At 39.8% G+C, this 18,224-nt stretch carries 17 protein-coding genes; 11 read left to right on the forward strand and 6 right to left on the reverse strand.

The window, feature by feature from the left end; all coding sequences use genetic code 11:
• Window positions 1-7: 7 nt before the first annotated feature.
• The 5 genes from B3394_RS13205 (at window position 8) to B3394_RS13225 (ending at window position 3,249) form a co-directional block, all read left to right on the forward strand.
• Entirely contained in the window at window positions 8-973 is a 966-nt protein-coding gene (locus B3394_RS13205; RefSeq protein ID WP_286925547.1) for a T9SS type A sorting domain-containing protein, read from the forward strand.
• A gap of 150 nt (window positions 974-1,123) precedes the next feature.
• Window positions 1,124-1,639, forward strand: a complete 516-nt coding sequence (locus B3394_RS13210; protein ID WP_177733131.1) for an RNA polymerase sigma factor — start codon at window positions 1,124-1,126, stop codon at window positions 1,637-1,639.
• Window positions 1,620-2,063: a hypothetical protein gene (locus tag B3394_RS13215; protein WP_273247019.1), complete on the forward strand. Its 444-nt coding sequence runs from the start codon at window positions 1,620-1,622 to the stop codon at window positions 2,061-2,063. The genes B3394_RS13210 and B3394_RS13215 overlap by 20 nt, the downstream gene beginning before the upstream one ends.
• A gap of 31 nt (window positions 2,064-2,094) precedes the next feature.
• Window positions 2,095-2,634 carry a DUF4252 domain-containing protein gene (locus B3394_RS13220; RefSeq protein WP_177733135.1) on the forward strand — a complete coding sequence of 180 codons (540 nt, stop codon included), beginning with the start codon at window positions 2,095-2,097 and terminating at the stop codon, window positions 2,632-2,634.
• A gap of 69 nt (window positions 2,635-2,703) precedes the next feature.
• Window positions 2,704-3,249, forward strand: a complete 546-nt coding sequence (locus B3394_RS13225; RefSeq protein WP_177733137.1) for a DUF4252 domain-containing protein — start codon at window positions 2,704-2,706, stop codon at window positions 3,247-3,249.
• A 25-nt stretch (window positions 3,250-3,274) separates the two neighbouring features.
• Here B3394_RS13225 and B3394_RS13230 read toward each other — a convergent pair whose 3' ends face one another.
• The 5 genes from B3394_RS13230 to B3394_RS13250 form a co-directional block, all read right to left on the reverse strand.
• Window positions 3,275-4,435, reverse strand: coding sequence for a PepSY-associated TM helix domain-containing protein (locus B3394_RS13230; RefSeq protein WP_286925557.1), 1,161 nt, complete (start codon window positions 4,433-4,435; stop codon window positions 3,275-3,277).
• Window positions 4,436-4,491: 56 nt separating this feature from the next.
• Window positions 4,492-5,223, reverse strand: a complete 732-nt coding sequence (locus B3394_RS13235; protein WP_177733139.1) for a DUF4198 domain-containing protein — start codon at window positions 5,221-5,223, stop codon at window positions 4,492-4,494.
• A 72-nt stretch (window positions 5,224-5,295) separates the two neighbouring features.
• On the reverse strand, window positions 5,296-7,671 hold the full coding sequence (locus tag B3394_RS13240) for a TonB-dependent receptor (RefSeq protein WP_273247022.1): 2,376 nt from the start codon (window positions 7,669-7,671) through the stop codon (window positions 5,296-5,298).
• A gap of 362 nt (window positions 7,672-8,033) precedes the next feature.
• The gene (locus B3394_RS13245) at window positions 8,034-8,933 is read right to left on the reverse strand and encodes a MerR family transcriptional regulator (RefSeq protein WP_177733143.1); all 900 of its coding nucleotides are present in this window, start codon (window positions 8,931-8,933) and stop codon (window positions 8,034-8,036) included.
• Between the two features lie 156 nt (window positions 8,934-9,089).
• On the reverse strand, window positions 9,090-10,163 hold the full coding sequence (locus B3394_RS13250) for a serine hydrolase domain-containing protein (RefSeq protein WP_286925570.1): 1,074 nt from the start codon (window positions 10,161-10,163) through the stop codon (window positions 9,090-9,092).
• A 451-nt stretch (window positions 10,164-10,614) separates the two neighbouring features.
• Between B3394_RS13250 and B3394_RS13255 the strand changes: the two genes are divergently transcribed.
• From B3394_RS13255 to B3394_RS13270, 4 genes are all read left to right on the forward strand, one after another.
• Entirely contained in the window at window positions 10,615-11,430 is an 816-nt protein-coding gene (locus tag B3394_RS13255) for an oxidoreductase (RefSeq protein ID WP_286925573.1), read from the forward strand.
• Between the two features lie 40 nt (window positions 11,431-11,470).
• Window positions 11,471-11,908: a DUF2147 domain-containing protein gene (locus B3394_RS13260; protein WP_177733150.1), complete on the forward strand. Its 438-nt coding sequence runs from the start codon at window positions 11,471-11,473 to the stop codon at window positions 11,906-11,908.
• Window positions 11,909-12,042: 134 nt separating this feature from the next.
• Window positions 12,043-12,705 carry an NAD(P)H-binding protein gene (locus B3394_RS13265; protein ID WP_286925575.1) on the forward strand — a complete coding sequence of 221 codons (663 nt, stop codon included), beginning with the start codon at window positions 12,043-12,045 and terminating at the stop codon, window positions 12,703-12,705.
• A gap of 129 nt (window positions 12,706-12,834) precedes the next feature.
• On the forward strand, window positions 12,835-13,746 hold the full coding sequence (locus tag B3394_RS13270) for a helix-turn-helix domain-containing protein (protein ID WP_286925576.1): 912 nt from the start codon (window positions 12,835-12,837) through the stop codon (window positions 13,744-13,746).
• 41 nt (window positions 13,747-13,787) lie between these two features.
• On the opposite strand, the gene B3394_RS13275 is transcribed toward B3394_RS13270, so the two are convergent.
• On the reverse strand, window positions 13,788-15,077 hold the full coding sequence (locus B3394_RS13275; protein WP_286925577.1) for a PAS domain-containing protein: 1,290 nt from the start codon (window positions 15,075-15,077) through the stop codon (window positions 13,788-13,790).
• A gap of 671 nt (window positions 15,078-15,748) precedes the next feature.
• On the opposite strand from B3394_RS13275, the gene B3394_RS13280 reads away from it, so the two are divergent.
• Both B3394_RS13280 and B3394_RS13285 read left to right on the forward strand, forming a co-directional pair.
• Window positions 15,749-17,629: a PAS domain S-box protein gene (locus tag B3394_RS13280; protein ID WP_286925578.1), complete on the forward strand. Its 1,881-nt coding sequence runs from the start codon at window positions 15,749-15,751 to the stop codon at window positions 17,627-17,629.
• 23 nt (window positions 17,630-17,652) lie between these two features.
• Window positions 17,653-18,084 (forward strand): response regulator, encoded by a 432-nt coding sequence (locus B3394_RS13285; RefSeq protein ID WP_177733160.1) that lies wholly within the window; start codon window positions 17,653-17,655, stop codon window positions 18,082-18,084.
• Window positions 18,085-18,224 lie beyond the last annotated feature (140 nt).

Consider the following 18,224-nt stretch of genomic DNA (forward strand, 5'->3'; position numbering starts at 1 on the left):
AACGAACATGAAAAGAATATTACTTATCGCTTCTTTAAGCCTTACGACTCTTCTTAACGCACAATCCTATGCACCGGCAGCGGGTGTAGCCGGAACGACTGCTATTCCGGGCAACAGCTCCCAGTTTGTTGGCTGGGCTACCGGAGCTACGGTAGTTCGCGGACCGCAGAATATTACCAATCCTACCGGGCCTTTGGCTACTGTGGGAACTGCTGACGATGCTACCGGACCGGCTAACGGCAGTGCTATTGTCAGTCTGGGGGATGGCGGTAGTGCCGTGATGACTTTTGCTACGCCAATTGCAAACGGACCGGGATTTGATTTTGCTGTTTTTGAAAATAGTTTTTCCGATACCTTTTTAGAATTGGCTTTTGTAGAGGTAAGTTCAGACGGAATTAATTTTTTCAGATTCCCGTCGCATAGTGAAACGCAAACCACCACACAGATCGGCGGTTTCGGAAACCTGGATTGCCGTTACATTAACAACCTGGCAGGAAAGTACCGTGCAAACTTCGGGACACCTTTCGATTTATCCGATATTCCAAATGACCCGTTATTGAATAAAGACAGAATTACCCATGTAAAAGTGATCGATGTGATCGGTACGATCGATCCGGTATATGCAACACACGACAGCCATGGGAATATTATCAACGAACCGTATGCAACGCCGTTTGCATCCGGAGGATTTGACCTGGATGCTGTGGGGGTAATCAATCAGAGTACTTTAGGAATCCATGATTTTGATACCACGGCATTCCGTATGTATCCTAATCCGGCAAGTGATGTTGTCTATCTGGAATCGGATGAAGCAACTACGGTAGTGATTTACGATCTTTACGGACGTGTTGTTAAAAGCCTGAACAAAGGAAACCACAACCAGATACCGGTATCCGGTTTAGCTTCCGGAACATATATGATTGAAGTGGCAACAACCGGCAAAAAAGAAATAAAAAAGCTGATAATCAGATAAACATTAGCAGCATTCCACAGTTGAAGCGGTCAGGAGATACTATTCCTGACCGCTTTTTTTATTATTTTTAATAAAATTTACGAACGGATGTAACAAAAAGAAATACTGTTCGTCTTGCTATTATAAACCAAAACTAACCAACAGCGAATTATGAACCAACAGGAGTTTATAAAATTGATTTCTCCTTTTAAAGACAAATTGTTTCGGATGGCGAAACGTTTGCTTGTGAGTACTGAAGAAGCCGAAGATGCTACTCAGGAAGTTTTGGTGAAATTATGGAAAAATAACAATGTACTGTCGAGCTATTCCAGTGTTGAAGCTTTTGCAATGACGATGACCAAAAACTACTGTCTTGACCAGTTAAAGTCAAAAAGGGCCTCAAATTTGCAAATCGTACATAGCAATTACTCGGACGGAACGGCAAATGTTCAAAAACAACTTGAAGATAAAGACAGCTGGGACTGGGTGGAAAAAATAATGGAAACATTACCCGAGCAGCAGCGGCTTATTCTTCAAATGAGAGAAGTAGAGGAATATGAATTCTCGGAAATCGCCAAAATCATGGATATGAATGAAACAGCAGTGCGGGTGGCATTATCGAGAGCAAGGAAAATAATAAGAGAACAATTGGTTAAAAAACACAATTATGGAATTCAATTCAATTAATAAACTAGTCGAAAAATACTTTTCAGGAGAAACCAGTATTGCTGAAGAAAAGCAGTTGAAAGATTACTTTTCACAGCCGGATGTGGCGCCCCATCTGGAACAATACCGGGCAATGTTTGGTTACTTCACTCAGGCAAAACAAGAACAGTTTACCAAAACAGTTCCACTACAACCCAGAAAACGAAACTATGTAGCGTGGATATCTGTTGCGGCAAGTGTTGCCCTTTTGTTTGGACTGTTTACCTTTTTGAACCAGCATCCGCAAACACAGGAACACGATCTGGGAACTTTTGAAGATCCGGAAGTCGCTTACAGAGAAACTCAAAAAGCGCTGGAACTTGTTTCTGAAAATGTTAATGTAGGTGTGAAAGGTATGAGTTATATGAAAGAGTATGAAAAAACAACAAAAACAATTTTTAGATAGTAAACCACAACAATTTTAAAACCCCTTTATTATGAAAGCAATTATAAAGAAAATAGTATTCACTTTAGTTTTAGCAGTATTACCAAGCATGATTTTTGCCCAATCGGCTTTTGAAAAATTTGCCGATCAGGATGATGTTACTTCGGTAGTTGTCAACAAAAAGATGTTTGAAATGATGAGTAAAGTGAAAGTAGATACTTCCGACAAGCAAACACAGGGATATATCAGTTTACTTAAAAAACTGGATAACCTGAAAGTGTACACAACAACAAGCGCAAAACCGGCTTCGGAAATGAGAGCCAGTGTAGCGTCCTATTTGAAATCCAATCCTCTTGAAGAATTAATGAGAGTGAATGATAATGGTAAAAATGTTAAGATCTACGTAAAATCAGGAGCAACCAGCAGCCAGATAAAAGAGCTTTTAATGTACATTGAAGGCGGAAACGGAAAAGGAAACGAAACCGTATTGATGTCACTGACCGGTAACTTTGATTTAGACGAAATATCAGCTTTAACAGAAAAGATGAAACTTCCCGGAGGAGAATCTTTAAAGAAAGCGTCACAGAAATAAAACCATTCCAGATGCAAACGGATAATCATTTATCCGTTTGCATTTTACAACCCCATAACATTATAAAAGATGAAAAAATTAGGACTAATAGCAGGAATGCTTGCGCTTGTACTGACAAGTTGTGACAGTCATCCATCTTTACAGAAGTATTTTGTAGAGAACTCCAACAATAAAGAGTTTATCGCTGTTGATATTGCTCCCAGTTTTATAAATGTTGATAAGGTTGCCTTGTCCGATGAGGAAAAAGCAGCTTTAAAGTCGTTTAAAAAAATGAATGTACTGGCTTTTAAAGCAGATGGCAAAAACCAGAAAGAATTTGAAACGGAGCGTGCTAAAGTGAATACCCTTTTAAAGGATGAAAGCTATCAGGAGCTGATTAAAATGGGTTCCGGAAAAGAAGGAGGCGCTATTTATTTCGTAGGGGATACAGACCACGTTAGTGAGTTTGTACTGTACGGAAATAAAAGCGATCAGGGATTTGCAGTGGTTCGCATTTTAGGTGACGATATGAATCCTAATCATGTTATGTCGCTGGTAGGTCTTCTTAAAAAAGGAAATTTAGATCTGGATCAGTTAGCGCCATTAAAAGAATTAATGCCCAAAGAACAAAAATAAAAAAAGCCCCGTTTCGGGGCTTTTTTTATTTCTTTTTAAAATTCCTGCCGTACCAGATCAGGAATCCTGTTACGGGCAGCATGCCACAAATAAAACAGGCAATAAAGGCGATTATCTTTCCGGGTATTCCCAGTATAGCGCCCACATGAATGTCATAGTTGGCAGTAATGAGTTTCTCTCCGAAGTTTTTTTCATCGTGTTTTCTTTCCAGCAGCAGTTTGCCGGTATATTGATCAAACTGCAAACTGTGGTTGATGTAATAAGCACCATCCACTACCTGAACATACACATTTACCGCACCGGTACTGTCGGCCGGTTTGCTGATGCTGTAGGCGCTTGCGGCCGGATATTTGCTTTTGGTCACCATGTAAACACTGTCTATAGCGGCATCGGTATTTCCTTTTACCACTTTTGAGGTGGCTGTTTTAACATCCGGTGGCGTTGTTGTGCCGGATCCGGCTACATAAACAATGGCCTGAAACCAGGTGAATGCCCAGACCATTCCGGTAAAAGCAATGATAATGGCTATTGAGGCAATGTAAAAACCGAGAATGTTGTGCAGGTCATAATTCTTGCGCTTCCATTGTGTTGTGGCTTTCCATTGGAACCAGACACGCTGCTTCCGGGCGGCTTTGTTTTTGGGCCACCACAAAATAATACCGGTTATCAGCATGATCACGAAAATAAAGGTTCCCCACCCGATAACGGGCTGACCGATTTCGGTTTCAAACAACAGGCTCCAGTGAAGAAACTTTACAATATTGAAAAAGTCGGTTGTTTCATCATAAACACCCAAAATCTTCCCGGTATAAGGGTTGACATAGATGGACTGATAATAATCGATATTCCCGAAATAAAAAACAGAATCCGGTTTGTCACTTCTTTTAAACGTACGGAAAACCCAGGCTTTGTCCGGATCGGTATAAGTAATTATTGAAGCCGACCGGATGCGTTCTCCCATTTGTTTTGCCGTTGATTCCCATAATTGACTAACGGGGATGGTTTTTTCCGCTTTGTCCGTTACATAAATAGCCTCTTTTCGGATAAGCGTGGTTATCTCATCATTAAAAACATAAATGCAGCCGGTAACGGAAAGTAAAAGAACGATAATGCCGGAAGCCAGTCCCAGCCATAAATGGACTTTTCCAATCCACTGTTTAAAAGTATTTTTCTTTTTTTTAGTCATCAGGGTATTTTCAAATAGGGCTTTTACCGTTTGGCAGTAAAATAAATTAAGGATTGTTAAAACGGAATGGCGTAGGTAGCACTGTGCCAGATAAACTGATACTCTTTGTTGTTGTATGTGCCCGGAGTTTCCTCTTTATGGGTCGCTTCAACAAGGTATTGGGTTTTGTAAGGCGCTTTAAAAGTGATGATCCCTTCTTTATTGGTCTTTACTTTTCTCGACCATTGGTTCGGAATAAACAAATCGATTTCCTTTTCTGCAAAAGGCTCATTTTTATAGGTTATTTTCAATGTGATTTCCCCGTTTAAACCTACTTGTTTTTTAGAAATATCACTGATGGATAATCCGTTCGGATTTGCTGAAGCCGAAGCGGTATAACCGGAACCAACTTCTGTTTTTGCCGTAGCATGGTAATGGGTTTTAAAAATCCCGAAGTTGTATTTCGTAAAGTCAATCACCTCAATTTTGTCGTTATCCAGTACAAAAGTGTAGGTACCGTTTGTTTTAGGGGTAAAAGCCGCTTTGTAATACAGATCGGCAGGTGTAACGGTCAGTTTTGTTTTTTCGCCATTCGGAGCGATTGCCCAAAGTGTGAAAGCCTGCATTTTGTTAAAAGTATCGCTTCCTACTTTTTCACGGACATCATGGCCGTATTCGCCAAAGTAAACCCGTACTTCCTGGGAAGTATTGATTTTTCCGGTGGCATTGGTTTCAATCCACATAAAATGAGCAAAGCTTTTGCTAAGTCCCATCACTAAAAGGGCGGTAATCAGGAATAAATTTTTCATATTGGTATGATTAAGTTTTTAAGACAAAAACTCCCCGTTTAATAGGGGAGTTTACTAACTAACTGGAATAAATTAAAATTTATAGGTTAATCCGGCTGTAATGGAACGCAATGCCTGCGGACTAACCGTTGACCATCCTGAATAATATTTTTCGTTGGTAATATTATTCATCTTTAAAATGATGTGGAATTTCTCGGTGCTATATGATAAAGAGGAATTTACGATCGTGTAGCTTGGTAAGCTGAAAGTACCAATGTTGGATCTGTTCAGGGTTTTCTGCTCACTCGCATAGTTTCCTCCGAAACCGAAGCCGAAGCCTTTGATGCTGCCTTCGTTAAACGTATAGTTTGCCCAGAAGTTAACCAGTGTTTCCGGACCGGCACTTTCCGGACGCATTCCGATATAACCTGCTGTATCCAAATCTTTGGTTACTTCCGAATCGTTTTTACTGAAACCGGCAATAAGGTTCAATCCTTCAACCGGGTTGGCTACAACGCTCACTTCAACACCTTTGCTGGTTACCTCACCACCTTGTGTATAGGTAGCAGGACCGTTACCAACATTCATCACGATATTGCTTACTTTAATATCATAGTAACTTACGGTAGCGCTCAATTTGTTGTTGAAGAAGCTTGATTTTACACCAAATTCCATCTGGTTGGCTTTTTCCGGATCAAACGTTCTGTAACCTTCTCTTTCCTGAGTTGTCTGGTTGGTGATTGCCTGTGGCAAAATGTTTTTGAAACCATTCATATAGTTTGCAAAAACGGATAATTTATCTTTTAACGGCTGGTATAATAAACCGAATTTAGGTGATAAAGCCGTTTGTCCTTTCTTTTCATTGTCTACCTGACCTACAAAATGATCCACACGTAAACTACCCATAGCCGATAATGTAGGGGTAATGTTGATAACATCGGAAATATAGGCAGCATAGGTTTCTGTTTCTGCTGTCGATTTCGTAACCGGTGAGGCAGCCAAAGCATTGTCTACAGACGGACGGGTGGTGTTTCCGGTATCGCTGCCATCTGCTAACGATACAAAACCTAATCCTACCCAGCCGGTACTGTTGTCTTTCATAATGCTGTTATAGTAATCCAGACCAACAACCATTCTGTTTCGTAAACCTGCAATTTTGAAGTCTCCAATAAAGTTTTGCTGAATATCCGTACCAAATGATTCTGCATTTAGCTTGGTAATATAACGATCAAATTCATTTCCATTACCTCTGTCAAATAAATACGAGTAATATCCGTCCGATTTTGAAGTACTTCTGGATAAAGCAGTCTGTGAAGTCCATGAATCGGATATTTTGTACAGCATTTGTGCCTGTAAGCTAAAATTCGGATTTTTGATAGAAAGGTCATTTGACGTAAATGAATTTTTATAATTCTTGTCAAATAGATCGATACTGTTGAATGATAACGGTAAATTACGGTTTAAGAACAACATAGGCGCATAAGAACCTTCAGAACTGAAGAACTCTGTGTTGATCATAAACGTTAGTCTGTCTGACGCTTTATACGTTATTGAAGGGGCTACGAATAATGATTTCGAAAAACCGGCATCCTGAAAACTGTCGTTAGTCGTATAAGCGGCATTGACTCTGAAAAATACATCGTTGTTTTTGCCAAGCGGCGTATTAACATCGGCTGTAATTCTGTTTAATCCGTAAGTACCGGCATTGTAGGCCAATTCTCCGCCAAAAGTTTCATACGGTTTTTTGGTAACCACATTGATCAAACCGCCGTAAGAGATCAGGCTGCTTCCGTATAATGTTCCGGATGGGCCTTTGATTACTTCAATACTTTCGGTGTTTGCCAGATCCAGAGTACCGTTGTTGATATACGGCAAACCGTTTAACATACTCGGCTGTACAGAGAAACCTCTCATCGAGAAGTATTGTGCTCCGTCACCGCCACGACCTGTAGATTCCCATAAACGGGTAACACCGGTTGCATTTTTTAAAGCATCGTTAAAGTTGGTAACCACCTGTTCTTTTAACAATTCTGCCGGAACCGATACATAAACCTGCGGGTTCTCAATATCTTTTAAAGGCATTTTCGAAACGGTTGCACTCACTCTTTTTGTGAACTTGTTCGTTTTCTTTTCATTAATAACCACATCATCCAGTTCATTAACGGTTTCTTTAATTACCCATACAGGTACTGTCGTTACTTCTGAATTGACCGTGATTTTTGTTTCTGATTTTTGGTAACCTACCATTGAGAATCGTAGTGTGTAGTTACCGTAGGGAAGATTGGGGATGGAGTATTCTCCGAGATTGTTGGTGGAAGTGCCGTTAGTGGTTTTTAAAACGGTTATACTTGCATTTGGAATGGGAACTCCGGATTCATTAACGATATTTCCTTTAACGGTTCCCCTGTTTTGAGCAAATGAAATCATTGAGAAGAAACTCAACAAAAACACGACTAATTGTCTGTTCATTTTACTGTGATATTTAAGTTCATTTAGTTTGCTTCAAAATTAAATTCAACGGATTGAATAGACAAATTAATTTAGAATAAATATAAATAAATTATTTAACTGTTTGTTTTTTAGTAATTTGTGTGTTTTTTTAACGGTCGGACGGAATGTTTTTATAAGAATTTTATTTCTGAAAATACTTCAGCGGGACAATCGGCATTCCGGAAGATTTCCGTTTTTCCGCGAATAAATGCTTACAGGGCATCGCAATGAGATTATTTGTATTTTGAAAAAAGGAATGCCAACGGAAAAATCCGGACGCTGTTTTTTACGGTTTACTGTGGTCTTTTTTGCAGCATACGGAACAGGTATGCTAAAAAAAATTACAGGTAAAGTTCCAGTTTTTGCAGCGAATTGATTAAGACGACTTTTGAAGAGATATTTTTGGGGTTAATAAAGGCCGTAGCAGAACCCAGCAACCATAATTTGCTGTTTGCTTTCTGCAATAATTCATTTTCCAGTGAAGCTATATAATCGTTTAATTGTTCCTTTTTGGGTTCTACAGTGGAATAGCACACAAAGGTGACGTTTTCAAAGTGTTTGAATATTTCGGACAGGTTTTCTTTGGGAATGCTTTCGCCCAAATATAGGGTTTGGTATCCGTGTCGTAAAAGTTCATAATTCACATAGAGCAATCCCAATTCATGAATTTCATTCAATGGTAAAAAGAGGATAAAAACACGATCCTTTCGGGTCGGTTCATTGGCCTGTATCAGTTCGGTATTGCGAAGCAGTTTCAGCCGGATCAAATGACTGATAAAATGTTCATGAGCCGGCGTAATGGTTTCGGTTTGCCATAGCAGGCCCAGTTCACTCAATAGCGGGAGGAAAGCTTCATAGAAGATTTCTTTAAAGGTTTTGTGCGTAATCAGGTTGTTGTAGGTTTCGATGAATAATTGCTGATTAAAGCTCATCATCGCCATTTTAAAGGCATTCACTGCATGGTTTTGAGCACTTTTATCCGATGCGGTTTCTTTAACCAGAGTGTTTAAGGCGTTGTCGGAAAGTACCGCTATTTCCGAAATTTTATAACCGTGATGGTGCAGTAAAGAAATGTTTAACAGTTTTTGAAGATGGACAGTGTCGTAATAGCGGATATTGGTATCGGTTCTCATGGGTTGTAAGATATCGTATCTTTTTTCCCATATTCTGATTGTGTGGGCTTTTACTCCTGAAAGATTTTCAAGGTCTTTAATACTGAACAGGTTTTTAATAATGTTCATCTTTTAGTCTGTTTTGTTAAACAAAGTTAGGAGATTAATCAATACCCGTTTGATAATTTCCTCTTAAATCCTTCATGCCCGCTAGTAATTTGAAGCGTTACCGGTTTGGAAGGATCCGGTCGTATTGACTAAAAGGAAAAGGCATAAGCAGCAGCCTTATTCTACATATTTTTTACCGCCCATTATTGCTAATACAGCATTGGTAACCGGCCACATTTGAAGAGCATCACCATTATTGGTCAGCAGGATGATCGTGATTTTTTTATCCAGATCTCTCCAGATCATCGTTCGGTAGCCGTTTAGTCCGCCGGTATGAAAAACCACTTTTTTAGTATCGTCTTCAATAATATTCCAGCCAAATCCGTAATCGGAATAAGTACCGTTGTTTAGTCTGGGTTTTGTAAACGCTTCTTCCAGTACCGTATCTTTTAGTAACCGATTGCTGGATAAGGCCTGATCCCAGATAAATAAATCGTGTGTGGTCGCGAAAATTCCGCCGTCGCCGGTAGTCAGGATGTTGTAATCGTCCGGTTTGCTGTTTTTGTCAAAGCCGGCAGCCCTGTTTTTAATTGCTGTGGTATTAGCTTCAAATACCTGTGTGTGTTCCATTTTTAGCGGATCGAAGATGGATTCTTTCATAAACAGGGCGAATGGTTTGGAGCTCACTTTTTCTATTATTAACGATAATAACAGGTAGCCGGTATTGCTGTATTCGTATTTTTCACCGGGAGCAAAATTCAGCTTTTTTTCATTTTGCAGCCAATGGAATACCTGCTGATTGGTCAGTCCCGGTTTGATTAAACTCGGGGATTCGAAATAATCCTTTAATCCGGATGTGTGATTCAGCAGATTCCGGATGGTTATCGATTTTGCATACTCCGGCAGTTCCGGCAGGTATTTTGAAACGGGATCGTCATAGTTTAACAGTTGTTTTTGCGCTAACAGCATAATGCCCATGGCAGTAAATTGTTTGGATAAGGATGCCAGGTAAAAAGGACTGTCCGGCTGTAAGTCTTTTTTGGTGGTAAAGTCGGCCAATCCGATAACGGTATCGTAAACAACCGTACCGTTCTGGGCAACCAGTATAGCACCGTTAAAAGCACCCTGAGTATGGAAATCTTTTATAACCGCATCAATCTGCCGGTGTTTGTCTTGCTGTTGGCAGGAAAAAAAGCACACGATTAACAGTAGGGATGGTAATAATGCGTATTTGGTTTGTTTGAAAATCATGACAGGTGTTTTTTATCGTTATGGTTCCTGTGAATTGTTTAACAATGTGTCTGCTTATAAAGTAATCTGTTACAAAAGTGTTGGCTGTTTTAGGATTGTTTCCAAAGTTAAATTTATTAAAAAGTAATATATAAATATAATGTGGCGTCAGTAGATTCAAAATGGCGATCGACGGCTTTATTTATCAATATAGCGGAATTGTTGCTGTAGCGGATGCAGTCTGAAATCCCTTTTCTCGTTGCGTATTGCTATTTCATAAAAATATTTTCCTGTTGCCGGTTCATAAACGGGATAGTTGATCTTCGCTTCAATGTAGTTTCCGTAATACTAAATTGATTTGCCAGCTGTTTTCGGTCCTAACGGTAAAAAGTATACAATAATCGTGGATTTGTCTTAAAGGTATGGCTCCTGGCCGCCAGATATTTGCAGTATAAAATAAAACATCAGGAAAATGGGAAAAGTAATCTTAATTACCGGAGCAAGTTCCGGAATGGGAAAAGAAACTGCAAAGAAACTTATCAGCGAAGGCCATACGGTTTATACAGTAGCCCGAAGAATCGACCAGATGCAGGACATCGGACAAATTGGCGGCCATCCGATAATGATGGATGTAACCGATGAAGCGGACATTGACAATGTGGTCAATACAATTATCCGAAAAGAAGGAAAAATAGATGTGCTTTGGAACAATGCGGGTTTTGGTTTGTATGGTTCGGTTGAAGATGTTTCCATAGACGAAGCCCGAAAACAATTTGAGGTCAATGTTTTTGGTATGGCTGCAATGACACAGAAAGTGGTTCCTTATATGCGTAAAGCCGGGCAGGGGACTATTATCAACACGTCTTCAATGGGCGGGAAAATGTATTTCCCAATGGGAGCCTGGTACCATGCAAGCAAACATGCAGTAGAAGGTTTGAGCGATTGTTTGCGGTTAGAGCTGAAACAGTTCAATATTAACGTCGTGGTGCTGGAACCCGGTTTTATAGCGACGGAATTTGGATCGGTATTGCTGGATGGGTTTGCAAAGATTAGAAAGGACAGTGCTTACAGGCAGATGATGAACAAGATTGAAGACGGTACCCGTAAAGCGGCGGAAGGGAACGGTTCTTCCAAACCGGCAGTTATTGCTAATGCGGTAACCAAAATAATAAACAGTAAAAAGCCCAAAACAAGATACAGGGTTGGGAAATTTGCCAAACCTATGGTGTGGATGAGGACATATCTGGGAGATAAGCTGTTCGATAAAATCGTAATGAGTCAGTTATAACCGCATTGCGAACGTAATAAACAACCATTAAATTTTTAAAATGAAAACAATAAAAATCATATTTATACTAGTACTGGCATTTGCCGGGAAAACATTTGCACAGACCGGAGCGGACGCTATTTTGGGAAAATGGGAATCGGATAAGAAAGATGTAAAACTGGAAATCTTTAAACAGGGAGATCAATATTATGGAAAATACCTGTGGGGTAACCAGATTGTAGAAAATGATGGAGTTACCTCAAAGAAAGATAGCCGGAATCCTGATCCGAAACTTCGGACAAGGGATGTAATCGGGATTACCAGTCTGACGAATCTCAAATGGGACGGGGAAGCGTATGTGGACGGGAAAATATACAATGCACCAAGTGGCGATACCTATAGCTGTAAAGCCTGGATTAAAAATGAAAAAATGTACCTGCGTGGCTTTATGGGAGTTTCCTTTTTAGGGAAGACCGCTACATTTCACAGAATAAAATAACCTTTTTACCTCAAAACATACCGGCTAATGATTAGCTTAAAAAGTAGTGGAACAATTCGTAGCCAGAATAAAGCCCGGCATCAAAAAATATATCGTATTTTGTATGAGTAATATCCGGAAACAAATATTTTAATATGAAAGCTGTTATAATAGGCGCTACAGGCGCTACGGGAAAAGAGTTACTGGAACTGCTGATGGCAAGTCCGGAAGTGACAGAAATTGTGGCGCTGGTTCGGAAACCGCTCCCTGTAAAACATACAAAACTAAAAGAACAGGTAGTCGATTTTGACAGGATAGGCGAGTGGGACGAAGCCATTACTGCCGATGTGGCCTTCTCCTGTATGGGAACAACATTGAAAGCGGCGGGAAGCAAGGAAGCCCAGTATAAAGTTGATTATGGCTATCAGTATGAATTTGCCAGAATAGCGAAATCGAAACAGATTCCCACTTTTATACTGGTATCTTCAACCTCGGCTAATCCGGAATCGTCATTATTCTATTCGAGAATGAAAGGAGAACTGGAGCAGGCTGTTGAAGCGCTAAACTTTAAGAACCTGATTGTTTTTCGTCCCGGACCGTTGTTAAGACCTGATTCCGACAGATCCGGAGAAAAAATTAGTGTTGCCATTATTTCTTTTCTGAATAAACTCGGACTACTCCGGAAAATAGCACCATTACCGGTAAAAGCTCTTGCGGCATTACTGTTTCAGTATGCTGTGCGTTCACCTGCGGGGCATACCATAGTAGAATCGGCACAGCTATTGAAAGAAGCAGGAGCATTAGCAAAAACAAAATAAGACCCTAAGGGGATAAAATACCGTTTTACAGTATGCGGTAAAGCATTAAAGAGAATTACGGATTAGCCAAAAATCAGGAATACCCGGTTACAGTAGTAACTGCAATAGGAAAACGAACACAGTATAGCAATGAAGCAGATTATACATCTGGAGACCATCTCCGAGATCAACAGGTTTGTACAGCAGGGAGGCGCAAAGCATCCTCTGGTTGCTGTAATTGATTTTAGTAAAGTAGATGAATATATTGAGGCGGGTACGCGGATATCCTGCGGTTTTTATTCGGTTATGTTTAAGAACTACTGCATCAATAATATGAAATATGGCAGACAGCAATATGATTTTCAGGAAGGAAGTCTGATCTGTATCGCTCCCAAACAGGTTGTGGAACTGGACAGTGAGATCGAAAAACGGGAAGACATGATGGGATGGGGACTGTTTTTTCATCCGGATCTGGTACGGGGAACAGCATTGGGTTCCAGGATGAAAGACTATTCCTTTTTCTCTTATGAGGCATCTGAAGCCCTGCATTTATCAGAAAAAGAGAAACAGGTATTACATGATTGTATTGTAAATATTGAGAATGAATTAAATGAGAATATTGATAGTCACAGTCAGAACCTGATAGTTTCCAATATAGAGCTGTTTTTAAACTATTGTGCAAGATATTATGGCAGGCAGTTCATTACAAGAAAACATACAAACAGGGATGTCGTAGGGCAGGTTGAAAAAGCCCTGAAAGACTATTTCTATTCGGACAAACTGGAAAAGAAAGGACTGCCTACGGTTAGCTATCTGGCAGCGATTGTCAATTTTTCACCCAACTATTTAAGCGACCTGTTAAAAAAAGAAACAGGCATGAATGCAAAGGATCATATCCATCATTTTGTTATTGAAGAAGCGAAGAACATATTATTGGGCAGCAGCAAAAGTATAAGTGAAATAGCATATCAGTTAGGTTTTGAATATCCGCAGTACTTCAGCAGATTATTCAAACAGAAAACAGGTAATACACCTCAGGAATTCAGGAATTTGACGACATAAGAACAGCCAAAATTATCTGAAAAGAGTCGTTTTATTAGGCTTTAATCCTCTTTCATCTCTTCTTCTGTCCGTTTTACAATGCTTGCGACTACTGTATCCAGCTCTTGCGCGGACTGCATCAGGTAAGAAAGCAGCTGATCCAGTTCTTCTGCTGCAACAGGATCCGACTGTAACAACTCGATGATTCCCATTATCCTGGATAAGGGATTTCGTATAACATGTGATTGCAGATGGGCTATTTCCTTCATCTTTTTATTCTTTTTCTCAATAGCAGCAATATAGGCTGCTTCTGACGTAATGTCCCTGATGATGGCTAACCGTACCCATGATCCGTTTAACCGTATATTACTGGCATTGATATCTACCAGTATGGGATTTCCGTTTTTACAATAATGCCGGTCTCTTTGATGAACATAATCTCTGCGTACCTTGTTCCTGAATGCTTCTTCATCACACTGCAGAAGCCGGTTTACTTTCATATCCAGAAACTCTTTCTTGTTGTATCCGTAGCAGTGTATGGCACTTTTGTTTACATATAATAAACGTAAAGTAGTGGGATGATAAATGATCATCGGCAGCGGATTAAAAAAAAACAAACTTTTATAATGGGTCACAGCTTCCTGTAGCAGATTTTCCTTGACAACCTTTTCCTGTACTTCCTGGCGGAGTTTAATATAAAGATTCTCAGATTTTAGAATGGTCTTTTCAAAACCGCTGATAACATATATAATAATGGAGACCATTACCAGATTTGAAAATATAAAGTTGAACGAGTAGAGTATCCATCTGTAGGGTATGTTATCATGTACCAGTTCCAGTTCGTGTACCGGAAAACCCTCAAATAAAGCGATGCCAAACAAAATACAGATCATCGCATTGACAGCAACCGACAGGTAAGCCAGTTTTTTAGAAAACAGAAGCGTAACAAACACACTGAGCAGCAGCAGAAAAACCGTTCCGCACATCAGGGAATGTAAGGTTACTATTTTGATAATGGAGAAGAGCATCATTACGGTCACTCCAAAAAACTTCTTAAATCGGATCGTAAGCTTTTTATGCAGCACTACGATAATAATCGATACGAATGCAAGTAAATCGGTTATGGCTGTTATATAACTACTGTGAGAACATTCTATTACAATATTAACGATAAGAGAGACTATTCCTGTTGGTATTGCAAATTTTATGATTTGTGTGAAAAACCGGTCCTTCCACATTTCGTTCCTGTTCAGGTACTTTTTTCCCGTTCGCGTTCTCTTGTTGATAAAGAGGGAGTATCTTCTCCATATATACTTAAAATCATCAATTGATGGACAAGAGCTTGTTTTCATATAGGGGCTTACTTAAAGAACTCAATTTTACGAATAAATTCTGTATTTGTTAAGGATTAAAAGCCTTTTTAACGGCTATTGCCGGTTTGGAAAATAACAGCTAATTCCGGTCAGATTGAAAAAGGTGAAATTTCGGGCAGGCAGCTAAAAAACAAATCCTGAAACCTGATTAGAGAATCCCTTTCTTATGTATTCTCGCAGGATACCCCTTAGCGCTATAAAAATGACAGAAGCGATAACTGCAGTCTGTTTTTACAGGGAAAAACAGGGTCGGCGGCAACAAAAGTGATTGGAATGATACTGAAAGTTTCCTAAATAGTTAGCAGGAGCGAACATTTTTAGCAATTAAAACGTATCTTTCGCCAATTAAGGAATTGCTTAGACGGGAGTTAGGAGTTTGAAACAGGAAGGTCATTTCGGCCGGTTTGGCTGAATCTGACAAAAGTCATTGGTTTTTTCTGAAAGAATAATTTGCTAAACGGTCCCCCCACTAAGTATATAGAACTATATATTTAAGCATATTAAAAAAGCGACAGTGCTTTAAACGATTATTTTTGATTGTCTTCTTTTCTTGTCTTCAAGAGCATTAATAGAAGATAATCCTTGTTTTCTAGTGATACCAATCTCTATTTAGAATTTTATTATTTTAGTTTATCAATAAAAAAAAAGATATGCATTCAGCGGAACTTCAGAACATGTTGAGCGATGAAATATTTGGCATTACGCAAAATATTAGTAAAGAATGTTTGATTCTTGCAGACTTTGAAGGAAACATCGTTTTGGCTAACAAAAAAGCCAAAGCAGTTTTATGTCTGGACGAGCAGAATTATCAGGGCAGCAGCTGCTTTGAATTGTTTAGTTTCTCCTATGCGGAAGACCTGACTCCGCTGGATCGGAACGGATTGCCGTTTATTGCAACACTGGAAACGGACAAAACGGTAGAGGACAGTGTGATTGGAATAGAAATCGGTGAAAAGCCGCTGATCTGGATATCCGTTAGTTCCAGGATGATCGAAATTTCGGGAACAAAATATGCAATTATCGGTTTTTTTGATGTTACAGAAACGATCCGGAAAAGTCAAAAACTACAAACCAGAAAAAACCAGCTGGATCAGCTTTTGGCTTCAATAGACGATATGGTATTTGAGGTCAGTATTACCGGTGAGATCCTTAATTGCTGGACGAATGACGAAGACCAGCTTTTTTATGATCCGACAATGTTTCTGGGGAAGAATCTGGAAGTTATTTTTCCAAACAAGCTTGGGAGATCTTTTGTTTCCCTTATCAGGGATTCCTTAAGAGAGAACAAATCCCTAAGCATGGAATACCAATCTCCTTTGGAGGATAACAGTGAACGATGGTACAGGATGCAGGTGAGACCTGTTTATTATTCAAAACAAAAAGCGGCCGTTATTATTACGGATATCAGTAACAGGATGAAAATTGAGGATGAGGTCAGGGTTAACGAACAAAAGTTCAACCAGGCTTTTCTGCATTCAGGATTGGGAATGGCTTTAGTGGGTACCGACGGGCGCTGTATTGAAGTAAACAATACCCTTACAAAAATACTGGGTTATGATGTGTCGGAAATGTCCAGGATGAAATGTAGCGACTATACGCATCCGGACGACCTGCCGTATATTGAAGAGAATATGAATAAGCTTAAGACGCTTGAAACCGAAAGTTACACTATAAAAAAGCGGTATATCCATAAAGACGGACGTTTTATCTGGTGCCTTCAGACCATGTCGGCCGTCTTTGATCAGCATGGAACGCCCATTTTCTATATCGCGCAGATACAGGATATTACACAGTATAGAAAGTATGTGGAGGAACTGCAGCGGAATAACCGACAGCTGGAGATTGCAACGATCGACCTGGAAACCAAGGTGCGGCAACTGGAAGAATTTAACCAGATTGTTGCACACAATCTGAGAGGACCGGCCGGAAATATCCAGATGCTGGTTGCCGAGATTGAACATGCAGATAATGAAACAGACAGAAAAGAATATCTGGAGCTCCTGCAGTGTTCAAGTGACGGACTTATCGAAATTATGCAGGAACTTATCGAGATACTGGAAGTCAGAGGCAGTAAATCGCTGCCTATGGAAAGATGTGGTTTCGAACAGATATACAGGAAGACCATCCAGCAATTTTCGGCAGAGATCCATACTAAGGGCGCTGTAATAGAAGCTGATTTTGAAGTTCCGGCTATTTCCTATTCAAGAATCTATCTGGAGAGCATCATGTATAACCTGATAGGGAATGCTTTAAAGTACACAGTACCGGGCAGAAAACCGCAGATTACGATCAGATCCTATGCTTCAGAAGGAAAATGCGGCTTTAGCGTTAAGGATAATGGAATAGGGATTGATCTGGACAGGTATGGGATGCATGTATTCAAATTCAGGAAAACCTTTCATAGCGGATATGACAGCAAGGGGATTGGACTTTTTATGACCAGACATCAGATAGAATCATTGGGAGGGAGGATTTATGTAGTTAGTGAGCCTGATAAAGGAAGTACTTTTTATGTCCAGTTTGATAAATAAGTAAGCCCTAAATACCCAATTATATGACAAAACTACGTATTGCTATTATCGACGACGATTCGATATTCCGGTTCATATTCGGAAAGATGGTGATGAAGTTTCCCGAGGCAGCTACCGAGGTAATCGGTTTTGAGGATGCCGTTTCGGCTATAAAGCATTTCCAGTCTGTTAAGGACAGGAGAGAAGACTGGCCGGACATGTTATTTGTGGATATTAATATGCCGCAGATGACCGGATGGGAATTCATGGATGAGGTTTGCAGGATGGAAATGGATTTTGTAAGTAACATTCCCGTTTTTATCTTAAGCTCCTCTACTAGCCTTGCTGATATGGAAAAAATAAACGAATATGAGTTTATTGACGATTATCTGATTAAACCGTTGAAAAAGATAGAATTTATGGAGTTGCTGCGTGAATATTATCATAAAACCGTCGGCTCCGATGGAGAAGGCTGATTCAAACCTGTTGCGTAAGCCGCAGTAACGAATTTTAGCCTTGTGCTTATGAAAGTATTTAAAACAAAAAAAGACGCAGCAATTGCGTCTTTTTTTATGACTCCGGTGGAACCATTTTGTGACCCGGCTGGGATTCGAAC

The organism is Flavobacterium sp. UBA4197 (genome assembly GCF_002379575.1).
Lineage (GTDB): Bacteria > Bacteroidota > Bacteroidia > Flavobacteriales > Flavobacteriaceae > Flavobacterium > Flavobacterium inviolabile.